General features: G+C 69.5%; 19 protein-coding genes. 10 read left to right on the top strand and 9 right to left on the bottom strand.

The features are described 5' to 3' along the window. Position 1: 1 nt before the first annotated feature. Entirely contained in the window at positions 2 to 793 is a 792-nt protein-coding gene (locus tag ACFYRH_RS24935) for a GNAT family N-acetyltransferase (protein ID WP_387779813.1), read from the bottom strand. Between the two features lie 88 nt (positions 794 to 881). Here ACFYRH_RS24935 and ACFYRH_RS24930 point away from each other — a divergent pair, with 88 nt between their 5' ends. The 6 genes from ACFYRH_RS24930 to ACFYRH_RS24905 all read left to right on the top strand — a co-directional run bounded on the left by ACFYRH_RS24930 (position 882) and on the right by ACFYRH_RS24905 (position 7,229). After that, positions 882 to 1,691: an ArsR/SmtB family transcription factor gene (locus ACFYRH_RS24930; protein WP_387779810.1), complete on the top strand. Its 810-nt coding sequence runs from the start codon at positions 882 to 884 to the stop codon at positions 1,689 to 1,691. A 129-nt stretch (positions 1,692 to 1,820) separates the two neighbouring features. Further along, a complete protein-coding gene (locus tag ACFYRH_RS24925) occupies positions 1,821 to 3,098 on the top strand; it encodes an ABC transporter substrate-binding protein (protein WP_387779807.1) in 1,278 nt (425 codons plus the stop codon). After that, a complete protein-coding gene (locus ACFYRH_RS24920; protein WP_387779804.1) occupies positions 3,095 to 4,018 on the top strand; it encodes a carbohydrate ABC transporter permease in 924 nt (307 codons plus the stop codon). Before ACFYRH_RS24925 ends, ACFYRH_RS24920 begins: the two co-directional genes overlap by 4 nt. Beyond that, positions 4,015 to 4,902: a carbohydrate ABC transporter permease gene (locus tag ACFYRH_RS24915; RefSeq protein WP_387779801.1), complete on the top strand. Its 888-nt coding sequence runs from the start codon at positions 4,015 to 4,017 to the stop codon at positions 4,900 to 4,902. The genes ACFYRH_RS24920 and ACFYRH_RS24915 overlap by 4 nt, the downstream gene beginning before the upstream one ends. Before the next feature lie 2 nt (positions 4,903 to 4,904). Then, positions 4,905 to 5,915, top strand: coding sequence for a LacI family DNA-binding transcriptional regulator (locus tag ACFYRH_RS24910; RefSeq protein ID WP_387779798.1), 1,011 nt, complete (start codon positions 4,905 to 4,907; stop codon positions 5,913 to 5,915). Between the two features lie 24 nt (positions 5,916 to 5,939). Then, positions 5,940 to 7,229 carry a sulfatase gene (locus tag ACFYRH_RS24905; protein ID WP_387779795.1) on the top strand — a complete coding sequence of 430 codons (1,290 nt, stop codon included), beginning with the start codon at positions 5,940 to 5,942 and terminating at the stop codon, positions 7,227 to 7,229. Positions 7,230 to 7,390: 161 nt separating this feature from the next. Here the strand turns inward: ACFYRH_RS24905 and ACFYRH_RS24900 are convergent, their stop codons facing one another. From ACFYRH_RS24900 to ACFYRH_RS24890, 3 genes are all read right to left on the bottom strand, one after another. Beyond that, positions 7,391 to 9,529 (bottom strand): RecQ family ATP-dependent DNA helicase, encoded by a 2,139-nt coding sequence (locus tag ACFYRH_RS24900; RefSeq protein ID WP_387779792.1) that lies wholly within the window; start codon positions 9,527 to 9,529, stop codon positions 7,391 to 7,393. A gap of 1,743 nt (positions 9,530 to 11,272) precedes the next feature. Continuing rightward, complete coding sequence (gene soxR, locus ACFYRH_RS24895) at positions 11,273 to 11,752, bottom strand: redox-sensitive transcriptional activator SoxR (RefSeq protein WP_387779789.1); 480 nt, start codon at positions 11,750 to 11,752, stop codon at positions 11,273 to 11,275. Between the two features lie 46 nt (positions 11,753 to 11,798). After that, positions 11,799 to 13,073 (bottom strand): MFS transporter, encoded by a 1,275-nt coding sequence (locus ACFYRH_RS24890; protein WP_387779786.1) that lies wholly within the window; start codon positions 13,071 to 13,073, stop codon positions 11,799 to 11,801. A gap of 71 nt (positions 13,074 to 13,144) precedes the next feature. Here ACFYRH_RS24890 and ACFYRH_RS24885 point away from each other — a divergent pair, with 71 nt between their 5' ends. Continuing rightward, positions 13,145 to 14,140 (top strand): GlxA family transcriptional regulator, encoded by a 996-nt coding sequence (locus tag ACFYRH_RS24885; protein ID WP_387779783.1) that lies wholly within the window; start codon positions 13,145 to 13,147, stop codon positions 14,138 to 14,140. On the opposite strand, the gene ACFYRH_RS24880 is transcribed toward ACFYRH_RS24885, so the two are convergent. Next, positions 14,137 to 15,264, bottom strand: coding sequence for a M24 family metallopeptidase (locus ACFYRH_RS24880; RefSeq protein WP_387779780.1), 1,128 nt, complete (start codon positions 15,262 to 15,264; stop codon positions 14,137 to 14,139). The genes ACFYRH_RS24885 and ACFYRH_RS24880 overlap by 4 nt on opposite strands. 45 nt (positions 15,265 to 15,309) lie before the next feature. Here ACFYRH_RS24880 and ACFYRH_RS24875 point away from each other — a divergent pair, with 45 nt between their 5' ends. Genes ACFYRH_RS24875 through ACFYRH_RS24865 form a run of 3 tightly spaced genes read left to right on the top strand, consistent with a single transcriptional unit; the run spans position 15,310 to position 18,606 of the window. Continuing rightward, complete coding sequence (locus ACFYRH_RS24875; RefSeq protein WP_387779777.1) at positions 15,310 to 16,086, top strand: alpha/beta fold hydrolase; 777 nt, start codon at positions 15,310 to 15,312, stop codon at positions 16,084 to 16,086. Positions 16,087 to 16,126: 40 nt separating this feature from the next. Beyond that, a complete protein-coding gene (locus ACFYRH_RS24870; RefSeq protein ID WP_387779774.1) occupies positions 16,127 to 17,005 on the top strand; it encodes an SDR family NAD(P)-dependent oxidoreductase in 879 nt (292 codons plus the stop codon). After that, positions 17,002 to 18,606, top strand: a complete 1,605-nt coding sequence (locus ACFYRH_RS24865) for an AMP-binding protein (RefSeq protein ID WP_387779770.1) — start codon at positions 17,002 to 17,004, stop codon at positions 18,604 to 18,606. The genes ACFYRH_RS24870 and ACFYRH_RS24865 overlap by 4 nt, the downstream gene beginning before the upstream one ends. Here ACFYRH_RS24865 and ACFYRH_RS24860 read toward each other — a convergent pair. From ACFYRH_RS24860 to ACFYRH_RS24845, 4 genes are read right to left on the bottom strand one after another with little or no spacing between them, the layout of a single operon-like run. After that, positions 18,593 to 19,375 (bottom strand): LLM class flavin-dependent oxidoreductase, encoded by a 783-nt coding sequence (locus tag ACFYRH_RS24860; protein WP_387779767.1) that lies wholly within the window; start codon positions 19,373 to 19,375, stop codon positions 18,593 to 18,595. The genes ACFYRH_RS24865 and ACFYRH_RS24860 overlap by 14 nt on opposite strands. An 18-nt stretch (positions 19,376 to 19,393) precedes the next feature. Further along, positions 19,394 to 20,194 carry a citryl-CoA lyase gene (locus ACFYRH_RS24855; RefSeq protein WP_387779764.1) on the bottom strand — a complete coding sequence of 267 codons (801 nt, stop codon included), beginning with the start codon at positions 20,192 to 20,194 and terminating at the stop codon, positions 19,394 to 19,396. Further along, positions 20,191 to 21,402 (bottom strand): CaiB/BaiF CoA transferase family protein, encoded by a 1,212-nt coding sequence (locus tag ACFYRH_RS24850; protein WP_387779761.1) that lies wholly within the window; start codon positions 21,400 to 21,402, stop codon positions 20,191 to 20,193. The genes ACFYRH_RS24855 and ACFYRH_RS24850 overlap by 4 nt, the downstream gene beginning before the upstream one ends. Further along, positions 21,392 to 22,162: an IclR family transcriptional regulator gene (locus tag ACFYRH_RS24845; RefSeq protein ID WP_387779758.1), complete on the bottom strand. Its 771-nt coding sequence runs from the start codon at positions 22,160 to 22,162 to the stop codon at positions 21,392 to 21,394. The genes ACFYRH_RS24850 and ACFYRH_RS24845 overlap by 11 nt, the downstream gene beginning before the upstream one ends. Between the last annotated feature and the right edge of the window lie 83 nt (positions 22,163 to 22,245).

Raw genomic sequence — 22,245 nt, 5'->3', positions numbered from 1 at the left:
GTCACGCAGGTGGCAGCACCAACTGGAGCTGGGTCTCCGAGTCCGCGAACCCGAGCGCGCGATAGATCCGGATCGCCAGATAATCCGGATCGGCGACCATCACCAGCGTCTTCGCGCCGCCCTCGTGCAGCCCGTACGTCGACGCGCGGTGGACCAGCGTGCTGGCCAGACCACGACCCCGGTCCTCGGGCGACGTCTGCACGTTCTGGAACCGAGCCAGTCCCTTACCGTCGAACATCAGCCCGAGCGAACTCTGCAACCGCTCCCCCTCGAACGCACCGAACCACAGCCCGTGCCCCGCCTCGACCAGCTGCCGCTTCGCCGCCAGCTTCCGCCGCGCGAAGTCCTCGTACGCCGCGTCGACCGTCATGTCCGCGGTAGCGAGATTCTGCTCGAACAACTGCTGCCAGTCACCGTCGCTGCTCAGCAGCCGGTACGTCGAGTCCTCGTTCGGCCGCTGCGGCGCGACGACACGATCCGTGGTCATCACCACGTTGCGCTCGATCGTGAACCCGGCCGCGGCGAGCTCGCCCTCCGCGCCGATCTCGCCGTCCACGCTGTCGATGCCGAGCGCGACATGCTGCGCCGCCGGGAACTCGCGGTGGAAGTCGTCCACGCGGATCTTGGCGTCGTCGGGTGCGAACGGCGTCCGGTAGAGCAGGAAGTTGCCCCACCAGAAGCCGGGGTTGTCCGGTGTCCGCACCACGACGTACCCGCCCCGGTCGTAGAACTGGCTGCCGCTCAGTTCGAGCAGCAACAAGTCGGTCCGGTAGCCCAGGCTGGTGATCTGCACGGCACCATCCTCACCCGGGCGTCAACCAGATTCGGGTTGACATGCAGCCTTCCGGCTGCCTATTTTGAACAGGCAGCCGGCTGACTGCATGACTGATCGGAGCCTGATGGACGACGAGGTGTTCCGGGCCCTCGCGGACCCCAGCCGCCGGCGGCTGCTCGACCTGCTGAACGCGCGCAACGGGCAGACCCTGCGCGAGCTGTGCGCGGAGCTCGACATGGCCCGGCAGTCGGTGAGCAAACACCTCGCCGTCCTGGAGAGCGCGAATCTCGTCACGACCCGGTGGCGCGGGCGGGAGAAGCTGCACCACCTCAACGCCGAGCCGATCAACGCCATCGCCGACCGCTGGATCCATCAGTACGACCGGCGCCGGGTCCAGTTGTTCGCCGACCTCAAGACCACTTTGGAGGCTCAGAGCACCATGAACGACTTCGTGTACACGACCTACATCCGGACGACACCCGAGCAGCTGTGGCGGGCACTCACCGAGCCGGCCTTCACCGAGCAGTACTGGGGGCTGCACCACGAGACCGACTGGAAGGTCGGCTCCGAGATGATCTGGCACCAGCGCGACGGCAAGGTGACGATCACCGGCTCCGACCAGGTCGTTGTTGAACACGACCCGTACCGGCGGCTCGCCTACACGTGGCACCACATCACGCCGGAGTTCGCGACCGCGGTCGGCTTCGACGACGAGCTGCGCGACAAGATCAGCCCGGAGCCGCTCTCGACCGCGATCTTCGAACTCGAACCCGTCGACGACGGGCAGGTGAAGCTCACCGTCGTGCACACCGGCTTCGAGCCCGGCAGCACCATCCGGACCATGATCCAGGACGGCTGGCCGCGGGTGTTCGCCGACCTGAAGTCCCTCCTGGAGACGTCGCCGATCCCGGCATGAAAACGTTCACACGACGGATCTCACTCCACATTCCGCCGTAAAACAGTTCTCCTTTGACCCTTGTCATGGCAACGTTTTCATCCTACCGTCGGGCGGCAGGAAACGGTGCGGGGGTCGAAGGAGATGTCGATGAGACGAAACATGCTCGCCCTGACCGCCGGGCTGCTGGCCGTCCCGCTGGCGCTGGCCGGCTGCGGTGGCTCCGGGAACGACGACTCGGCCGGCGGCGTCGTCCGGCTGACGTTCCGGCAGTTCGATCCGCCGAGTGAGATCGGTGGCCTGCAGGCGGTGGTCCAGACCTGGAACGCCAAGCATCCCGACATCCAGGTGAAGCTCGAGACACTGAGCGGACCGGACAGCGCCCAGCAGTTCGCCCGCGAGGCGAACTCGGGTTCCGGACCGGATGTCGTCCAGATCGCCAACGTGAACGTGAAGGACCTCGCCAAGCCGAAGATCCTGAAGCCGATCGACGACCTGGCGAAGAAGTCCGCCCCGGAGACCCCCGTCGACCACTTCCTGGCGCTCGACCTGGCGAAGTTCCAGGACAAGACGTGGGCCCTCCCCTGGACCGTCGACACCTACGCCCTGGCGTACCGTCCGGATCTGCTGAAGGCCGCCGGTCTGAAGCCGCCGACGACCTGGGACGAGCTCGCGTCCGACGCGGTCAAGCTCAGTGACCCGAAGGCCAAGCGTTCCGGTTTCTGCTTCACCGGTGCGAGCGGCCCCGGGTCCGGTCAGTGGTTCCCGATCAACTACTACCTCTGGTCGCACGGCCAGACGCTGGTCAAGCAGGACGGCGACAACTGGAAGGTCGGCGTCGGCCAGGACGAGCTGCAGTCGGCGATCGACTACTTCAACAAGCTCTTCACCTCGGGCGCGACCGCCAAGTCGATGATCGCGGTCGAGCAGCTGACCGACCCGCAGCTCGTCGGCGGGCTGTCCCGCGGGACCTGCGCGATGACGATGATGGCGCCGCAGACCTTCCGCCAGGCCAAGAAGGCGAACCCGGCCGTGCAGACCGCGCCGATGCCCGACGGGCTCAAGGACGGCGCCACCCACCTCGGCGGCCGGATGCTCGGGATCAGCGCCGCGTCCAAGCACCCCGAACAGGCGTGGGAGTTCCTGAAGTACCTGAACAGCTCCGAGGCATTCACCAAGATCTCGCAGTACCCGGCGGCGACCACCGTGCTGACCAAGATGAAGGTCCCGGCGGGCGAAGAGGGCTACCAGCAACAGCTCCCGCACGCGCAGACGTTCGGCCGCTACATCAGCGGGCCGGTGCCGGTGAACACGCTGAGCAAGATCACCAACGCCCAGTTCGGCGCCGTGTACTCCGGCCAGACCGACAGTCATGCGGCGGCGGCGAACATCATCAGCCAGATCGAGGGTGAGCTGAAGTCGCGATGAGCGCCGGCCGTCTCCCGCGGCGACGCGGTCCCTCCGGCGCGCTGACGCCGTACGGACTGATTGCCCCGGGCCTGATCATCCTGCTGTTGCTGTTCGCGGTCCCGGCCGCCTACAACCTCTGGCTCTCGGTCCACGACGTCACGCCGTACGACGCGCTCGGTGACGGCGTGTCCGTCGGACTCGGGAACTTCCGCTCGGTGCTGAAGAACCCGTTGACGCTGAGCAGCCTGAAGAACACCGTGGTCTGGCTGACGCTGGCGACCGTTGCGATCCGGCTGGTCCTCGGCCTCGGGATCGCACTGTTGCTGCAGGCCCCGGTACTGCGCCGGCTCCGGCTCGTCGGGCTGACGCGGACGCTGGTGCTGATCCCGTGGATGATCCCGCCGACCGTTGCGGTCGCTGCCTGGCGGTGGCTCCTCGACGGGCAGGCCGGTCTGCTCAACCAAGTGCTGATGCGGTTCGGCCTGATCGACCAGGGGATCCCGTTCCTCGGCCAGACCAGCACCGTGTGGTGGTGCGTGATCGCGATCATCTCGTGGCGCGAGCTGCCGTTCGTGATCATCGTGCTGATGGCCGGGCTGCAGGCGATTCCGCACGACCAGTACGAGGCGGCGGCCATCGACGGCGCCGGGCGCTTCGGGACGCTCTGGTACGTCACGCTGCCGAACCTCCGGCCGGTGCTCGGCGTCGTCGGGCTGATGATCACGATCAACTCGTTCAACAACTTCGTCTACGTCTGGCTGACGACCGGCGGCGGCCCCGGCACCTACACCCAGGTCCTCGCGACGCAGCTGTTCACCACGGCCTTCGTCGACAACAAGCTCGGCTCGGGTGCGGCGATCGGGCTGCTGATGTCGTTCTGCATGGTCCTGTTCACGATCTTCTACCTGGGGGTCCTGCAGCGGAGGTCGAAGGCATGACGGCTACGACGTACGCCCGAACGAGCGCCTCGGCGACCCGCGAGCTGCGGCGGCGCAAGGCCCGGTCGCGGACCGGCGACGCGATCGTGCTGGCCACGGTCGCCGTCGTACTCGCCGCGATGGTCTTCCCGTTCGCGTGGATGGTGATGACCGCCTTCCGGCCCGCCGACGAGATGTTCGACCTGAACCGGATCCTGCCCGACCACTTCACCGTGCACGGCTTCCAGCAGCTGTTCGCGGGCTCGTCGTTCGGCCGCTACGTGCTGAACAGCGCGATCGTCGCGCTGGCGGCGATGATCATCGCGGTCTTCATCTCCTGCCTCACCGGCTACGCGTTCTCGCGGTTCGAGTTCCGCGGGAAGCGGGTGCTGATGGTGGTCTTCATCGCGGTCCAGCTCTTCCCGTTCGTCATCCTGATCACGCCGCTGTACCTGTTCTTCTCCGAGCTGCACCTGCTGAACACGTACCAGGGCCTGATCCTCGCGTACGTCGGGTTGGTGCTGCCGTTCGCGACGTACCTGATGATGGGGTACTTCAACACCGTCCCGAAGGGTCTCGACGAGGCAGCCCGGATCGACGGCTGCTCGACGCTCGGGGTGCTGTTCCGGGTGATCTTCCCGATCGCCTGGCCGGGCGTCGCGACCGTCGCGATCAACACGTTCGTGATGGCCTGGGAGGAGTACCTGTTCGCCAAGGTGCTGATGACCGACAACCAGCTGAAGACCGTGCAGGTCGGGTTGTCCGATTTCTTCGGCGAGTTCACGACACAATGGGACCTCGTCATGTGCGCATCGGTGGTGGCGTCGGTTCCCACCGTCATCCTCTTCGCGATCGCTCAGCGACGGCTGGTATCCGGTCTGGCGACCGGGAGCGTGAAGGAGTGACGATGAACAGTCAGCCCAGGCCGCCGACGATCAAGGACGTCGCCACCCTGGCCGGGGTCAGCATGTCCACTGTGTCGCGGGTGCTGAACGGGTCCGCGGCCGTCCAGAGCGAAACCGCCGAGCGGGTACGACGCGCCGTCACCCAGCTCGACTTCGTGCTCAGCGCTTCGGCACGCTCGCTGCGTCCCGGTGTCCGGTCCATGACCTGGGGCCTGCTCGTGGACGCCGTCGAGTCGCACTACTTCAGCACGCTGATCGCCGAACTCGACCGGGCGGCTCAGGACCACGGTTCCACGCTGCTCGTCTCCGTGACGCAGAAGGAATGGGCGCGCGAGAAGCATCTGATCAAGGAGATGTCGAGCCGGCGCGTCGACGGGTTGTTCGTCGTACCGGCCAACGGTGACGTGCTCGGCGAGCGGTCCCGGCTGGCGAGCGTGCCGATCGTGTACGTCGACCGGATCCCGAGCGGGGTCGTCGCGGACGTGGTGACCTTCGACTACTACAAGGCGATGGCCGAGCTCGTCGAACAGCTGTGGGCGCAGGGTCATCGCCGGATGGCGTTCATCGGTGGCGAGGTCGACACCGACCCCGGATCTCGGCGGTACGCGGCCTGGAACGACATTCTCCGCCGGCACGGCAGCACACCCGACCCGGACCTGGTGAGCGTCGGCCACCTGGTCGCCGACACCGCGACCGAGGCCGTCGTCGGGATGCTGCGTTCCGATCAGCCACCGACCGCTGTGGTCACCACGACCGGTCTGCTGCTGCTCGGCGTACTGCATGCGATCGCACTGGAAGGTGCCGGCATCGAGGCGGCCTGCACCGAGGAGATCGACTCGGCCTTCCTCTCCCCCGTGCCGCTGACCTTGGTGGCGGCGGACTTCAAGCTCCTGGTGAGCAACGCCGTCGAACTGCTCACCGCCCGGGTCGAGAACCACAACGAGCCGCCGACCACCCGGCTGCTGCCGACTGGCCGGGTGCGGCTCGAACCGCTCCGATCCTCGACCTCCTGACGACTCCTGAAAGCGAGCTATCCGGTGACCCGACCGAACATCGTGATCGTCTACACCGACGACCTGGGGTGGGGAGACCTCGGCTGCTACGGCAGCCCGGAGATCCGCACGCCAAATATCGACGCGCTGGCCGATCGCGGCGTCCGGATGACCGACTGGTACTCGAATTCGCCGGTCTGCTCGCCGTCCCGCGCGTCGCTGCTGACCGGCCGGCACCCGGCGCACGCCGGCGTCGAGTCGATCCTCGGCGCCCGCCGCGACACCCACGGCCTGCCCCCGCAGTCCACGCTCGCCTCGACACTGGCGGAGGCCGGCTGGAAGACCGCGATCTTCGGGAAGTGGCACCTCGGCGTCGAGCCCGGGTCGGCCCCGCTCCGGCACGGCTTCCAGCACCACGTCGGCTTCCGCGCAGGCTGCGTCGACTACTACTCGCACATCATGTACTGGGGTGTCCGGTACCCGATCCACGACCTGTGGTCGGACGACACCGAGATCTGGAACAACGGCGAGTACCTGACCGACCTGATCACCGACCGGGCCGTCGAGTTCATCGAGGACTCGACCGAGCCGTTCCTCTGCTACGTCGCCTACAACGCGCCGCACTATCCGATGCACGCGCCGGCCGACGCGATGGCGAAGTACGCCCATCTGCCCTGGGAGCAGCAGGTGATGGCCGCGATGGTCAGCCGGGTGGACGACGGGGTCGGGCGGATCGTCGAGGCACTGCGTCAGACCGGGCGGCTCGACGACACGATCATCTTCTTCTCGTCCGACAACGGCCCGTCGGCCGAGGAGCGGAACTGGCTGGGCGGCGAGGAGATCGCGTACGCCGGCGGCTCGACCGGTGGCTTGCGTGGCCACAAGGGATCCGTGTTCGAGGGCGGCATCCGGGTGCCCGGCATCTGGTCCTGGCCGGCCGGACTGCCCGCGGGACAGACCTGTGACGTGCCGTCGATGATGATGGACGTCACGCCCACGATCCTCGCAGCGGCCGGTCTCACGCCGGACGCCGACCTCGACGGACATGACCTGCTGCCGGCCATGGCGGAGGGTGCGTCGGATCCGGATCGGGTGTTGTCGTGGGAGTACGAGGGCCAGCTCGCCGTACGCCGTGGCAGCTGGAAGCTCGTCGTCGATCCGAGCGAGCGCCTCGGCGCGCCGAAGGAACCCGGCCGACTGCTGTTCGACCTCGCCGCGGACCCGCACGAGACCACCGACCTGGCCACGAGCGAGCCCGACATGCTCGCCGACCTCGAGAAACAGGTCAGCGTCTGGTCCGAGTCCCTCGACGGCTGGCGGGCTTCGCGGGTCTAGGTCGTGTCTGGCAATTCCGCGCCGTAGCGAGCAGGTGCTCGGTGCGGTGGCTCGGTGCGCGGGAGCGAAGGTCTCGATGCGGAGCATCGTGGCCTTTGCTCACGTGCAGCGAGGTGCCGTGCCGAGTGCCGCGCAGTAGGCGGGGAATTGCCAGACACGACCTAAGGGCGCTTGTGAATCACCAGCGGCAGCACCGCGGCGGCGCCGGCTTCGCGGAGCTTGGCGGCCGCCACGGTGACCGGCCACTGCGACGACGTGGCGTCGACCAGCAGGAGGACGGTGCGTGCGGTGACGGCCTGCGCGGTGGAGTCGTCCACCTGCAGGCCGTCCCGCCAGACCTTCGCCTCCTCGGCGGATGACAGGTCGTCGGTGTAGCCGGTGCGGTCGATCGTGAGCTCGGCGCGCTCCAACCGGCCGACGCCCGCGACGTGATCGGCGATCACCGACGTCAGCTCCGGATGTCCACCGGCAGCCAGCGGTACGACGACCTCGGGGCGAGCCGACCACGATCCGCGCCACCGGGACAACGCGGCGACCGCACCGGTCTTCAGGGCCTCGACGGCGTCCGGGACCGGCGAGCCGCTGAACGCTCCGGCCAGCGCATCGCGCCACTCGGGAGCATCGGCGTACACGACGATGCGGCCCGGCTCGGCCGAGAGCGCCGGCGGGATCTTGCCGCGGGCACCGAACGCCCCACCGGGCCACATCTTGCGCGGCTCCAGCACGTGCACCTCGCCGCGCAGCGAGCGGGTGATCGCAGCGACCGTCTCCGGATCGGGGCGCGCGACCAACGGCTCCGGCAGCGCGCCGATGCACACCGAGCACCGGCCGCACGGCTCCGCCGACGGGTCGTCGAGGGACTCCTGCAGCAGTTGCATCAGGCAACGGTCGCCGCGGGTGTACGCGCGCATGATGTCGGCCTCGCGCCGGCGTACCGACACGATCCCGTCGTAGTGCTCCGCGTCGAACGTCCACTCCACGCCGGTCCGCAGCCAGCCGCGCTCGACCCGGTCCACCACGCCGTCGACCGCGAGCTGCTTCAGCATCAGCTCGACGCGCGTGCGCCGCAGACCGGTCTCGGCCTCCAGCCCCGGCACGGTCGCGGGTGCGTCCGGGCCGTAGCTCTCCAGCGCCCGCAACAGCCGCTGCACGTTCTCCGGCACCGGGATCGTCGCGGTCGCGAAGTAGTCCCACACCCCGGCATCCGCCTCCGAGGGCAGCAAGGCCACGACCGCGTGGTCGATCCCGCGACCCGCACGACCAACCTGCTGGTAATACGACACGGGCGACGGCGGCGAGCCGACGTGCACGACGAACCCGAGGTCCGGCTTGTCGTACCCCATCCCCAGCGCCGACGTCGCGATCAACGCCTTCAGCCGGTTGTCGCGCAGCGCGTCCTCGAGGCTCTCCCGCTCCCCCGCGTCGAGCTGCCCGGTGTACGCCGCGACCGGCACGTCCCGCCCATGCACCTCCTGGATCACCGTTGCCAGGCGCTGAGCATCCGCGACCGTCAACGCGTACACGATCCCCGAGCCCGGGAGCTGCGGCAGCACGTCCACCACCCACGCGTACCGGTCCAGAGGCGAGAGCGCATCGACCACCGCGAGTTGCAGACTCGCCCGAGCGAGCGGACCACGCAGTACGAGAGTCGACTCCCCCAGTTGCTTCGCGACGTCCTCGGTCACGCGTGCGTTGGCGGTGGCTGTCGTCGCGAGCACGGGAGTGTCGGGGTTCAGCTGCTGCAGCACCTCGGATACCCGCCGATAGTCCGGCCGGAAGTCGTGGCCCCAGTCGGACACTGCATGCGCCTCGTCGATCACCAGCAGACCGACCTGCCCGGCCAGTCCGTCGAGGACCCGCCGCCCGAACCCTGGATTCGCCAACCGCTCCGGCGACACCAGCAGTACGTCGATCGCGCCCGACCGCAGGTCGTGCTCGATACTCGACCATTCGTCGATGTTGTTCGAGTTCAGCGTCGCGGCCCGCAGCCCCGCCCGACTCGCGGCCGCGACCTGGTCACGCATCAACGAGAGCAGCGGCGACACGACGAGCGTCGGACCGAACCCCTCGGCCCGCCGGATCGCGGTCGCCGCCCAGTACACCGCGGACTTGCCCCACCCCGTCGCCTGCACGACCAGCACCCGCGCCGCCGCCTCGGACAGCGCCGCGACCGCGGTCTCCTGGTCCGCACGGAGCCGGGCGTCATCACCCGCGATCGCACGGATCACGTCACCGGCGACCTTCGCGCGATCGTCGGTCAAGGTCAGCGTCGAGTCAGTCATCGAGTCAGTCCCAGCCATGCCGAAACCCTAGACGCCCCCACCCCCACCCCGCCGACCGCAACCCCACTCCTGTGGATAACCCCCAGACCCCACCCCCGCCCCAAGGAACCCAGGGAGCCCAAGCAGCCCGAGCACGCCAAGGAGTCCAAGGAGCCCACAAGCCCCCTCCCCTCGCCCCCCGCCCGCGCACGCCCCCGCCCTCGCCGCCCTTGCGCCGACTGGGCGGCTGGCCGGTCAAATGCCGACTGACGCACTGCAACCAGCCAGCCCGACAACAACCCACCACCGACAATCAGCCAGCAGGCCGCACCGCTGCCACCCTCGGCCCGATCTGCCGGCCGGCGCCGCCGCCGCCACCCTCGGCCTAATCTGTCGGCCGGCGTGCCGCCGCCCCGCCCGTCGGCAGCCACCAGTCCGCCGACACCTGCCACCCGCGCTCAGCCAACCAGGCCAAGCCGCAGAACCCGGCGCGCGCCAGGCAGGCGTGACGCTGACAGCGGTGCCCGACGAAACCGGGGGGACGGGACAAGTACTGGGGGGTGCGGACATGTTATTGCCTGTGCAAGGCCCCGGCTTCCTGTCGGCAGGTGCAGGACAGAGGCCCTCGGCGGACGTGACGCGGCTGCGCGCCGGAACAGGAGACCGGAACCGAAGACACACACAGGAACCCGACCCGGGATGCCAGCACAGGAGCCCGGCGCGGGAGGCTAGGACAGGTACTGGGGGGTGGGGACCTGTTATTGCCTGTGCAAGGCCACGGGTTCCTGTCGGCAGGTGCAGGGCGCGGGCCTCGGCGGACGTGACGCGGCTGCGCGCCGGAACAGGAGACCGGAACCGACGGCACACACAGGAACCCGACACGGGAGGCAAGCACAGGAGCCCGACACGGGAGGCCAGCACAGGTACTGGCGGGCGGGGACTTGTTATTGCCTGTGCAAGGCCACGGGTTCCTGTCGGCAGGTGCAGGACGCGGGCCTCGGCGGACGTGCCGCGGCTGCGCGCCGGAACAGGAGACCGGAACCGAAGGCACACACAGGAACCCGACCCGGGATGCCAGCACAGGAACTGGGGGCGGGATCTGTTATTGCCTATGCAAGGGCACGGGTTCCTGTCGGCAGGTGCAGGACGCGGGCCTCGGCGGAGGTGCCGCGGCTGTGGACTGGAACAGGAAGCTGGAACCGAAGGCACGCACAGGAGCCCGGCACGGGAGGCCAGCACAGGTACTCGGGGGTGCGGACCTGTTATTGCCTGTGCAACGCCACGGCTTCCTGTCCGCAGGTGCAGGACGCGGGCCTTCGGCGGACGTGCTGCGGCTGCGGGCCGGAACAGGAGCCCGGCACGGGTGGCCAGGACAGGTACTGGGGGGCGGGGACCTGTTATTGCCTGTGCGAGGCCACGGGTTCCTGTCGGCGGGTGCTGGACGCGGGCCCTCGGCGAAGGTGCCGCGGCTGCGGGCCGGAACAGGAGACTGGAACCGAAGGCACGCACAGGGGCCGGCACGGGAGGCCGGTACGGGAGGCCGGTACGGGAGGCCGGTACGGGAGGCCGGTACGGGAGGCCAGTACGGGAGGCCAGTACGGGAGGCCAGGACAGGTACTGGGGGGTGGGGACCTGTTATTGCCTGTGCGGGGCACCGGTTGCTGTGTGCAGGTGCTGGTGGCGGAGCCGGGCTGGGCGCGGCGGGGGCTTCGGGGACTGCGGGGCGCGTTGGGACTGGCGGGGACTGGCGGGTGGGTGGCGGGTGGGCGGGTGGGGTGGGGGTTAGGCGCAGCGGTTGGGGTGGGAGGGGGTGCCGGTGGGGGTGGTTAGGCGGCGGGGGCCGGGGCCGGTTGCGGCGAGGGTGTCGAGGGGGTTGGCCAGGGCGCAGCGGTCGAGGGACAGGCAGCCGCAGCCGATGCAGTCCTTGAAGTCGTCGCGGAGCTGTTCCAGGTGCAGGATCCGGCGGTCCAGCTCGGCCTGCCAGCACTCGGAGATCCGCTCCCAGTCCGCCCGGGTCGGTGTGCGGTTCTCGGGTAGCAGCTTGAGGATCGCGGCCACCTCGCTCAACGGGATGCCGACCCGCTGCGCGATCCGGATCAGCGCCACCCGCCGCAACGTGTCCCGCTTGTACCGGCGCTGGTTGCCCGACGTACGGCGACTCAGCACCAGCCCCTGGCGTTCGTAGAAATGCAGAGCCGAGATCGCGACGCCACTGCGCTGCGACAGCTGTCCGACCGTCAACTCACCCGGCTCGATGTCCATCGCCCACTCCTCCGACCTCAACTTAAGTCGAGGCTAGCGGACGAACTCAGGCAGTTTCGAGCCGCCGCCCGATACTCGCCGACATCAACGCCGCCGCGGCGCACAGGCCACCGGCCAGGTACCACGCGAGGTTGTAACTGCCCTGCGCGTCCCGGATCGCACCGGCCCCGGTCGCGGCCAGCGCTGCACCGACCTGGTGCGACGCGAACACCCAGCCGAACACGATCGGCCCGTCCTGACCGAACCACTCCCGGCACAGCGCCACGGTCGGCGGAACGGTCGCGACCCAGTCCAGCCCGTAGAAGATGATGAACACCCAGGTGCTCGGCGCGGCAGTCGGACCGAGCAGCGACGGCAGCACCAGCAACGACAGGCCGCGCAGTGAGTAGTAGGCGATCAGCAGGTACCGCGGATCCCACCGGTCGGTCAGATAGCCGGAGAAGATCGTCCCGCCGACGTCGAACACCCCGACCAGCGCCAACAGTGAAGCAGCCGTCGTCGCCGGCATCCCGTGGTCGTGCGCCGCGGTCACGAAGTGCGTCCCGACCAGTCCGTTCGTCGACGCACCGCAGATCGCGAACCCACCCGCCAACAGCCAGAACGCCGGCCGCCGCGCTGCCATCCGCAGCGCATTGATCGCCCGCAGCGCACTGCTACCCGTCGTTTCCACACGCTGTCCGGCGGTGCTCCCCTCCGGAGCGCCGTACGCCCGCAGCCCCACGTCACTCGGGTAGTCCCGCAGGAACAACAGCACCAGCGGTACGACGGCCAGCGCGGCACCGGCAGCCACCAACGCGGGCACACGCCACCCGTAGCGGCCGGCGAGCGATGCGATCAGCGGCAAGAAGATGAGCTGCCCGGTCGCACCGGCCGCCGTCAGGATCCCGGTGACCAGACCACGCCGATGGACGAACCAGCGCCCGGTGATGGTCGCCACGAACGTCATCGACATCGAGCCGGTGCCGATCCCGACGAGCAGGCCCCAACAGAGCAGCAGCTGCCAGGACTGCGTCATGAAAACGGTCAGGCCACTGCCCAGTGCGATCAGCACCAGCGCTCCGCTGACCACCTTCCGCAGTCCCAGCCTGTCCATCAGTGCCGCGGCGAATGGCGAGATGCCACCGAACAGCAACAGGTTGATCGACACCGCCGCCGAGATCGTCGCATGCGACCAGCCGAACTCCTCGTGCAGCGGGTCCAGCAGCACACTCGGAACCGACCGGAACCCGGCCGCCCCGATCAGGGTCACGAAACCGACGACCGCGACTGCCCAGGCCAGGTGCACCCGGGGAGCCCGCTTCGTCTCCAGAATCTGCGTCACCCGACCAAGAGTGCCGGTTCGATGATCATCGAACAAGTGGCCAGATTGCCACGATGTGTCAAGATATGGCCATGAGTTCCCGGAGCGCACGCCGGCACCTGACGCCGGTCGGCCCGCACGTGATCGCGGTGCTGGCCCTCGAGCCGGTGGTCGGGTTCGACCTGACCATTCCGCCGACGGTCTTCGGCGCCGCGACCAAGGCCGATGGCACGAAGCTGTACGACGTACGCATCTGTGGACTCGGTGGATCGGTGCGGGCCGGCGCCGGATTCAGCCTCGTCCCAGATTACGGCCCGGAGGCGCTGGCCGAGGCGGACACCGTGATCATCCCGGGCACCTACATCGCCAAACCGCGGTACGAAGGCACCCTGCCCGACGACCTGGCCGCCGCGTTGGCGACCATCCGTCCAGGCACCCGGATCGCCTCGATCTGTACAGGCGCCTTCGTCCTGGGCGCCGCCGGTTACCTCGACGACCGTCCGGCGACCACGCACTGGGAGCGGGCCGAGTTGTTCCGCAGCGTGTATCCGCAGGTGAAGCTCGACGAGGACCGGCTGTTCGTCGACGACGGCGACGTCCTGACCTCGGCCGGGCTGGCCGCGGGCATCGACCTCTGCCTGCACCTGATCCGCCGCGACTTCGGCAGCGAGGTCGCGAACCGGGCGGCACGGCACTGCGTGGTCGCACCGTGGCGTGACGGTGGCCAGTCGCAGTTCATCGAGCGCGCCGTACCCGAAGAAGGCAGCGAGGGTACGTCGCCGACGCGGGCCTGGGCACTCGGACGGCTCGATCAGGAGATCAGCCTCGCGGGCATGGCAGCGCATGCACGGATGAGCGTCCGCACGTTCAGCCGCCGCTTCAAGGCCGAGACGGGTCAGTCGCCCGGCACCTGGTTGCTGCAACAGCGGGTGCGCCACGCGTGCCACCTGCTCGAGACGACCGACCTGTCCGTCGACCGGGTCGCCGAGGAGGCCGGCCTGGGTACGGCGGCCTCCCTGCGGCACCACCTGCGGTCCGAGCTCGGAGTCTCCCCACTCGCCTACCGCAAAACGTTCCGCGCGGGCTAGACGACGACCAGGTCGTGCGGCTGGTTGTTCATCGACTCGCCGCCGTCCGCGGTGACCACGACGATGTCCTCGATCCGCGCACCCCAGCGCCCCGGCTGGTAGATCCCCGGCTCGACGCTGAACGCCATACCCGCTTCCAGCGGCAGACTGTTACCCGCCACGATGTACGGCTCCTCGTGCACGTCCAGCCCGATCCCGTGACCGGTGCGGTGGATGAAGTACTCCCCGAACCCGGCGTCGGCGATCACATCCCGCGCCGCCGCATCGATCGACTCGGCCGTCGCACCAGGCCGGACCGCATCCACCGCAGCCTGCTGAGCCCGTTGCAGTACGGCGTACGTCGCGGCCACGTCGGCGTCCCGCGGCGTACCGACGGAGTACGTGCGGGTCGAGTCGGAGTTGTAGCCCTCGGCCACCGGTCCGCCGATGTCGACGACGACCACGTCACCCGCCTCGATCACCCGGTCGGACAGCGCGTGGTGCGGGCTCGCGCCGTTCGGGCCGCTACCGACGATCACGAAGTCCGCCTCGGTGTGGCCCTCCTCGACGATCGCGGCCGCGATGTCGGCACCTACCTCGGCCTCGGTCCGCCCCGGACGCAGCCACTCGCCGACCCGCGCTTGCACGCGGTCGATCGCAGCGCCCGCCTTGCGCAGTGCCTCGATCTCGGCGGCGTCCTTGCGCATCCGCAGCTCCCGCACGATCGGACCGGCGAGAACCTGCTCGGCCTTCGGCAACGCGTCCCGGATCCCCAGCACGTGCAGCGCCGGCGTGAAGTCGCTGACCGCAACACGCTCGGCGCCCCGCAGCCGATCGGCCGCCAGCCTGTACGGGTCGACACCGTCGACCCACGTCACAACCTCGACACCGAGCTCGTCCAGCGGCAGCCCGTCGAACCCCGGCGCCTCCAGCTTCGGTACGACGAGCGCGGGCGCACCGTCGGCCGGGATGAGCAGCGCAGTGAGGCGCTCGAACGAACCGCCCGGCCGGCCGAGCAGGTAGCGAAGGTCGGAGCCCGGCGCGATGACCAGGCCGGTGCCGGCCGCGGCCGCACGGGCGCGGTCCAGACGGGCACGCAGTACGGCGGCCTCGGGAGTGGGAGGGAGTGCTGATCGACGAGCCATGGTGCGACTCTAGAACTGTCGGGACCGATTGCTACAACTGCTCCCATGACTCTGCACCATGTGTCGATCGGCGAGGGCCTACCGGTGCTCGCGATCCACGGCTGGACACCCGACCACCGCCTGATGACCGGCTGCCTCGAGCCGATCTTCACCCAGCTCCCCGGCTACCGCAGGCTGTATCCCGATCTTCCCGGCATGGGCCAGAGCCCCGCCGGCGACATCGACAGCTCCGACGGCATCATGGCCGCGCTCCGCGCCTTTGTCGACGAGCAGATCGGCGACCAGCCGTTCCTCCTGCTCGGCGAGTCGTACGGCGGCTATCTCGCCCGCGGTCTCGTCGCGGAGCGCCCTGACCAGGTCCTCGGGCTCGGACTGATCTGCCCGACCGGCAGGCTGTGGCACAAGGACCGGCAGGTGCCCGAGCATGTCGTGCTGCGGACCGAGCCCGGCGTGCTCGAGTCACTGGCCGAGGGCGAGGACTTCACCGAGATCGCCGTCGTGCAGACAGCCGCCGCGCTGGCGGCGTACCGGTCGGATGTCGCGCCAGGTCTGGCGATCGCCGATCTCGAGGCGATGGACCGGATCCAGCAGAAGTGGGCGCTGACGACGGCGCCGGAGAGCGGCCCGGTGTACGAGCGGCCGTCGCTGATCATGTGCGGCCGGCAGGACTCGGTGACCGGGTACGCCGATCTGTACGAGCTGCTCCCCCACTACCCGCGGGCGACGTACGCGGTGCTGGATGTTGCGGGCCACAACCTGCAGCTCGAGCAGCCGGAGCTGTTCGGCGCGCTCGTCCGGGAGTGGTTGCAAAGAGTCGGTTGAGGGCTCCCGCCCGTGGCTACCAGCGGGTAATGTCGGCCGCATGGTGACTGGGAAGCGACCGATCGGGTGGCCGTTGCTTGTCGCGTTGACCAACGGCCGGACCAAGATCCCCGACGAGCGGCTTGCCGCGGCGGTCCGCGGCAAGGTGATCCTGGTGACCGGTTCGTCGTACGGCATCGGCGAGGCGACCGCCCGGCGGCTCGCCGCTGCCGGTGCGACGGTGCTGCTCGTCGCCCGGACCGAGGACCAGTTACAGCTCGTTGCCGATGACATCCGGTCGGCCGGCGGGTCGGCGTACGTCTATCCGGCGAACCTCGCCGACCCGGCCGCGGTCGAGGACCTCGTGCGGACAGTGCTGGCCGAGCACGAGCGGGTGGACGTACTGGTGAACAACGCCGGCAAGTCGATCCGTCGGTCGGTCGCGGACACCTACCAGCGGTTCCACGACATCGAGCGCACCAACGCGGTGAACTATCTGGGCCCGGCGAAGCTCGTGCTCGAACTGCTCCCGTCGATGCGAGAGCGCCGCTCCGGCCACATCGTGAACGTGTCGACGGCCGGCGTCCGGACTCCTCCGATGGCGCGCTGGTCGGCGTACCTCGCGTCGAAGAGCGCGTTCGACGTCTGGCTGCGTTGCGTGGCGCAGGAGGTGCGCGGCGACGGAGTCACCACCTCGACCGTCTACATGGGGTTGGTGCACACGCGGATGAGCGAGCCGACGCCGCTGCTGAACAAGATGCCCGGGCTGTCGCCGGAGCAGGCTGCCGACCAGGTGTGCACGGCGGTGGCGGAGCGGCCGCACAACATCACGCCGCCGTTCGTCCGGCCGGCTGATGCGCTGGGCAATCTGCTGCGCGTCCCGACGGACCGCTTGCTCGAGCAGTACTTCCGGCGTACCGGAGGTGGGAAGAAGCGATGAGGACGATCCGCCCGATCGGGCCGATCCGGCCGCCCGAGTGGTTGGTGCAGGGCGCGGCCGAGGTCGGTGAGTTGTCGGTCGCGCTGATCAAATCCGGGGTCTGGCGGTCGGCGAGCCCGGCCCAACTGATCCGCATCGAACGCGCGTTGCGCACGTGGGGCCAGTCGATGGCCGCGCTGGGCGCGATCGCCGCGATCCGGTACCCGGAACGCGCGGCCGTCATCACCGGCGAGGATTCGATCACGTACGGCGAACTCGACCGCCGGTGCGAGCGGATCGCGGCCGGGATGCGGGAACGCCACGAGATCGTTGCCGGGAGCAAGGTCGCGGTGCTGTGCCGGAACCACCGCGGGTTCCTGGAGGCGACCCTCGCCGCGTCGCGGATCGGCGCGGACGTGTTGTTCGTGAACACCGAGTTCGCCGCGCCACAGCTGCAGGCCGTCCTGGAACGGCATCGTCCCGACCTGCTGATCCACGACACCGAGTTCACGCCGCCGACCGGTCTCCCCGCGATCGGCTCCGACCTCGAAGAACTCGCCGCGTCGAAGGGTCCGGCCGCACCACCGCCTGAGTCGACCGGGCACATCACGATCCTCACGTCCGGGACCACTGGTACGCCCAAGGCCGCGCCGCGGGCGCCGACCGCGCTCGGGCTGGCGGGGCTGACCGGAAGCGCGCTCAGCCGGTTCGGGCTGCGGTCGGGTGAGCCGATGATCATCGGCCCGCCGCTGTTCCACGGGCTCGGGCTGCTCACCTCGATGCTCGCGCTGTTCCTCGGCTCACCGCTCGTACTGCGTCCGCGGTTCGACCCGGCCACGGTGCTCGCGGATGTCGAGGCGACGCGCGCGGGCGCGATCGTCGCCGTACCGGTGATGTTGCGGCGGATGCTCGATCTCGGTCCGGCCGCGATCGCGCAGTACGACCTGCGCTCGCTGCGGGCGGTCATCTCCGGGGCCTCCCAGCTCGGAGCGCCGCTGGCCGAGCGGTTCATCGAGCGCTTCGGCCCCGTGCTGGCCGACGCGTACGGGTCGAGCGAGGTCGGGATCGCGACGATCGCGACGTCCGCCGACCTGCTCGCCGCGCCCGGGACCGTCGGGCGGCCGTGCCTCGGCAGCTCGATCCGGATCCTGGACGACCAGGACCGCCCGGTGCCGACCGGATCCACCGGCCGGATCTTCGCCGGCGGCGGGCTGGTGTTCGGCGGGTACTCCGACGGCTCCAGCAAGACCGTGGTCGACGGCCGGATGAGCACCGGCGACCTCGGCCATCTGGACGCGGCCGGTCGTCTGTTCGTCGACGGTCGCGAGGACGACATGATCGTCTCCGGTGGCGAGAACGTGTACCCGGTCGAGGTCGAGCAGTGCCTGGCCGCGCATCCGGCCGTCGGCGAGGCGGTCGTCACCGGCGTACCCGATGAGGAGTTCGGTCAACGGCTGGTCGCGTACGTCGTGCTGCACGAGCCGGCGTCCGAGGACGAGTTGATCGAGTACGTGAGGGCGAATCTGGCCCGCTACAAGACGCCGCGGCAGATCGTGATCCTTGACGAGTTCCCGCGGAACGCGACCGGCAAGGTGCTGCGCGGCAAACTCACCCCGCCGTGAACAACCCGTGGAACCGCGTCATTCGCTCCAACGCATCGCGCTCGTCCCCGAACGACACTGCGACGGTCTCAGCACCGGCCGCGGCGAGTTGGTGAGCCATCGCCACCACCGGTTCGGGATCTCCGGCTGACCAGTCGAGTCTGGTCCCGACCTTCACCGGCCGATCGCCGTACGACCGCAGCTTGGCTACCGCCGCGGCGAACCCGGCACCGTCGAGACCCAGGCCCTGCCACTCGTCCCCGAACCGAGCCGCCCGGCGCAGCGCGGGAACCGTCGTACCGCCGACCATGATCGGCAGCGGCGCCCGCGGCCGCGGCTCGAACACCCCACCGCGGTCCCGGCCCTCGAACAGGTCGCGGATGATCGCGAGCGACTCGTCCGTACGCCGCCCACGCTCCTCGAACACCGCACCGACCGCGGCGAACTCGGCGGCCGCCCATCCGGCTCCGACGCCGAGGACGAGGCGTTCACCCGACAGCCGATGCAGTGTCGCGGCTTGTTTGGCCACGACGTACGGGCTCCGCATCGGGAGCACGAGAACCGACGTACCGAACCTGATCCGGGTGGTGCGCGCGGCCAGGTAGCCGATCGTCACGAGCGGCTCGTAGACACCGCCGTACGTCGGGCCGAAGTCACCCGGCGGCAACAGGTGATCGGGCAACCACGCCGTACCGTAGCCCAGCTCCTCGGCGGCGATCGCCAGCTCGACCAGTCGCTCGGGCGGCATCGACGCCGACTCGTCCGGGAGGACAACCTGCAGCTCCACCATGCACTCGACCCTAACCGGTCAGAGCGAGCGCGGCGGATGACCGGTGTACGTCGGGATCACGGACTTGGGCAGCGGACCCTTGATCCGGGTCGGCTCCTGCTGTTGCTCGTGGGCGTGCGCGAGCAGGCCGACCGAACGGGACAGGATGAACAGGCCGCGCGCGAGTTCGGCGGGCAGGCCGAGCTCGGCGTAAATGGTGGCGGTCGCGCCGTCGACGTTCATCGGGATCGGAGCCAGCGCTGCCTCGAGGGCGAGCGCGACTTCGAGGTGCCTCCCCTGAATGGTGCCGTCGGCAACCGCCTGCTGGGCCGCGGAGATCAGCGGGTCCCGTCGCGGATCACGCGGATGGAACCGGTGACCGAAGCCGGGCACATACGCCTTGCGAGCCTTGTACGACGCGACGAGGTCGCGCGCGGCGGTCTCCGGATCGCTTCCCGCGTCGACCAGCTGGTACAGCACCTCCAGGCACTGCTGGCCCGCGCCACCGTGCACGTCACCGAGTAGGTTGACGCCGGTCGCGATCGCGTTGTTCAGCGCGAGGCCGCAAGAGGCCGCCATCCGCGCCGCGGCGATCGACGGAGCCTGCGGGCCGTGATCGACCGCGGCGACCAGGGTCTGTTCGAGCAGTTGCGCCTCCCCCGGCGTCGGCAGTTCGCCGCGGATCATCAGCCAGATCATCTGCGGGAAGCTGACCGCTCCGATCAGTTCCTCGATCGGGTAACCGTGGAACCGGATCACCCCGGGCTCGATGTCGGAGATCCCGGTGGCCCACCAGTCCGCCGCCGTGTCCGCCCCTGTGCCCGCCCTGTCCGTCGTCACGTCCCGCCCTCCCGCCATAGCGTGTCGATCTCGTCCTGGGTGTAGCCGAGCTCGGTGAGGATCTCGTCCGTGTGCTCACCGAGCCGCGGCGGTCGCGACGACGGACCGACCGAACGGCCGTCCACATGCACGCTGCTCCCGAGCACCCGGAGCTCGCGGTCCCGCCCGTCCGGCATCTCGACCGTGTGCAACAGCTCCCGCTCCGCGAGCTGAGGCATCATCAGCGCCTGCTCGACCGTCAGCACCGGAGCCACAGGTACGCCGGAATTCGCCAGCAGCTCGTCCCAGTGCGCGGCCGGCTGCTGCTCGAGGGTCTTCTCCAGCTCGGCCTTCAACTCCGAACGGTTCGCCTTCCGCGCCTCCCGCGTGACGAAGCGCTCGTCCACGATCAGCTCGGGCCGCTCCAGTCGCCGGCACAGCTCGACGTACTGCTCCTGTTTGTTGGCCGCGATGTTCAGTCCACCGTCCGCGGTGCGGAACGTGCCAGACGGGGCCGACGTCGCGTTCTCGTTGCCGATAGCACCTGGTTTGCGGCCGCCGACCAGGTAGTCCGAGACCACCCAGCCCATCGCCGCGACGGCTGTCTCCAGCATCGAGACGTCAAGGAAGCTCCCCGCCCCCGTGCGGGCCCGCTTCACCAGCGCGGCCGAGATCGCGAACGCCGCGGCGTACCCACCGAGCGTGTCCGCGATCGGGAACCCGGTCCGGATCGGCGCGGTCTCCGGCGTACCGGTCACGCTCATGATTCCCGACAGCCCCTGGATGATCTGGTCGTACGCCGGCCGGCCGCGCATCGGACCGGTCTGGCCGAAGCCTGAGACCGCGCAGTACACCAGACCCGGATTGAGCGACCGCAGGACGTCGACCGGGAACCCGAGCCGCTCGAGCACCCCCGGCCGGAAGTTCTCCAGCAGGACGTCGGCCTCGCGGACCAGGCGCTCGAACACCTCGCGTCCGCGGTCGTTCTTGAGATCCAGCGTGATCGAACGCTTCCCGCTGTTCTGCGCCAGGAACGAGATCCCCAGACCGTCCTTCGACAGTTCCGGATCACCGCCGAGGTTCCGCGCCAGGTCGCCCGACCCGGGCACCTCGACCTTGATCACGTCAGCGCCCATCAACGCCAGCTGATAGCCGGCGAACGGGCCCGCGAGCACATTGGTCAGGTCCAGCACCCGCACGCCGGCGAGCAGATCCGCGTCAGGACGCACTGAACCCGCTCCACCCTGTCCGGACGATCGTCTCCGCGCACCGGCGTACGGCGGTGATGTACGACGGCAGCCGGTCGTCACTGAACCGCGTCGTCGGACCGCCGATCGCGATCGCCGCCACGACCCGCCCGTCGGTACGCCGTACCGGGGCCGCCACACCCGAAGCACCGAGTTCGCGCTCACCATGACTGACCGAGAACCCGCGCGCGGCGGCATCGGCCACCGCGGCGCGCAGCGCCTTGGCGTACCCCGGCTGGCGCGGCGCCTCCAGCGCGAGCTCCTCGATCAGCGACGGGTCGGCGTCGACGACCGGAGGGTCTGTGAGCAGCACCTTCGACGCGGCACCGCCCCACAGCGGCATCGACGACCCGACGACCACCATGTGCCGGACGCTCAGCGAGCCGGGCGCCTGCGCGAGACAGACCCGCGTGCGGCCGACGCGGATGTACAGGTTGGCGGTCTCGCCGGTGTCGGCGGCGAGCTTGCCCATCGACGCCCGGACGGCCGGCGGGATCTCCATCGTGGCGCTGCTCAGCCGCGACCAGCGCAGGAAGCCCGGACCGATCGCATACTTGCCCGGACCGATCGCCGCGACCAGACCGCGCTGCTCGAGGGTCGTGACGAGCCGGAGGACCGTCGTCTTGGGCAGGCCGCTCGCGTTCGTCAGCTCGGCCAGCGTCCAGGTCGGATGCTCGTCGTCGAACCGCTCGAGCAGGTCCAGCGCCCGGTGCACACTCCGTACTCCGTCACCTTCACTCATGCCCCGACTCTAGCCGCGCGTGCCACAGAACGGAATCTCTGTACCTCCTGGTGGAATGCTGCTACGGTCGCCGGAATTGCTCC

The organism is Kribbella sp. NPDC004875, assembly GCF_042873375.1.
In the GTDB taxonomy this organism is placed as follows: Bacteria; Actinomycetota; Actinomycetes; order Propionibacteriales; family Kribbellaceae; genus Kribbella.
Note: the sequence above shows the minus strand (reverse complement) of the source record. Positions and strands in the feature narration are given on the sequence as shown.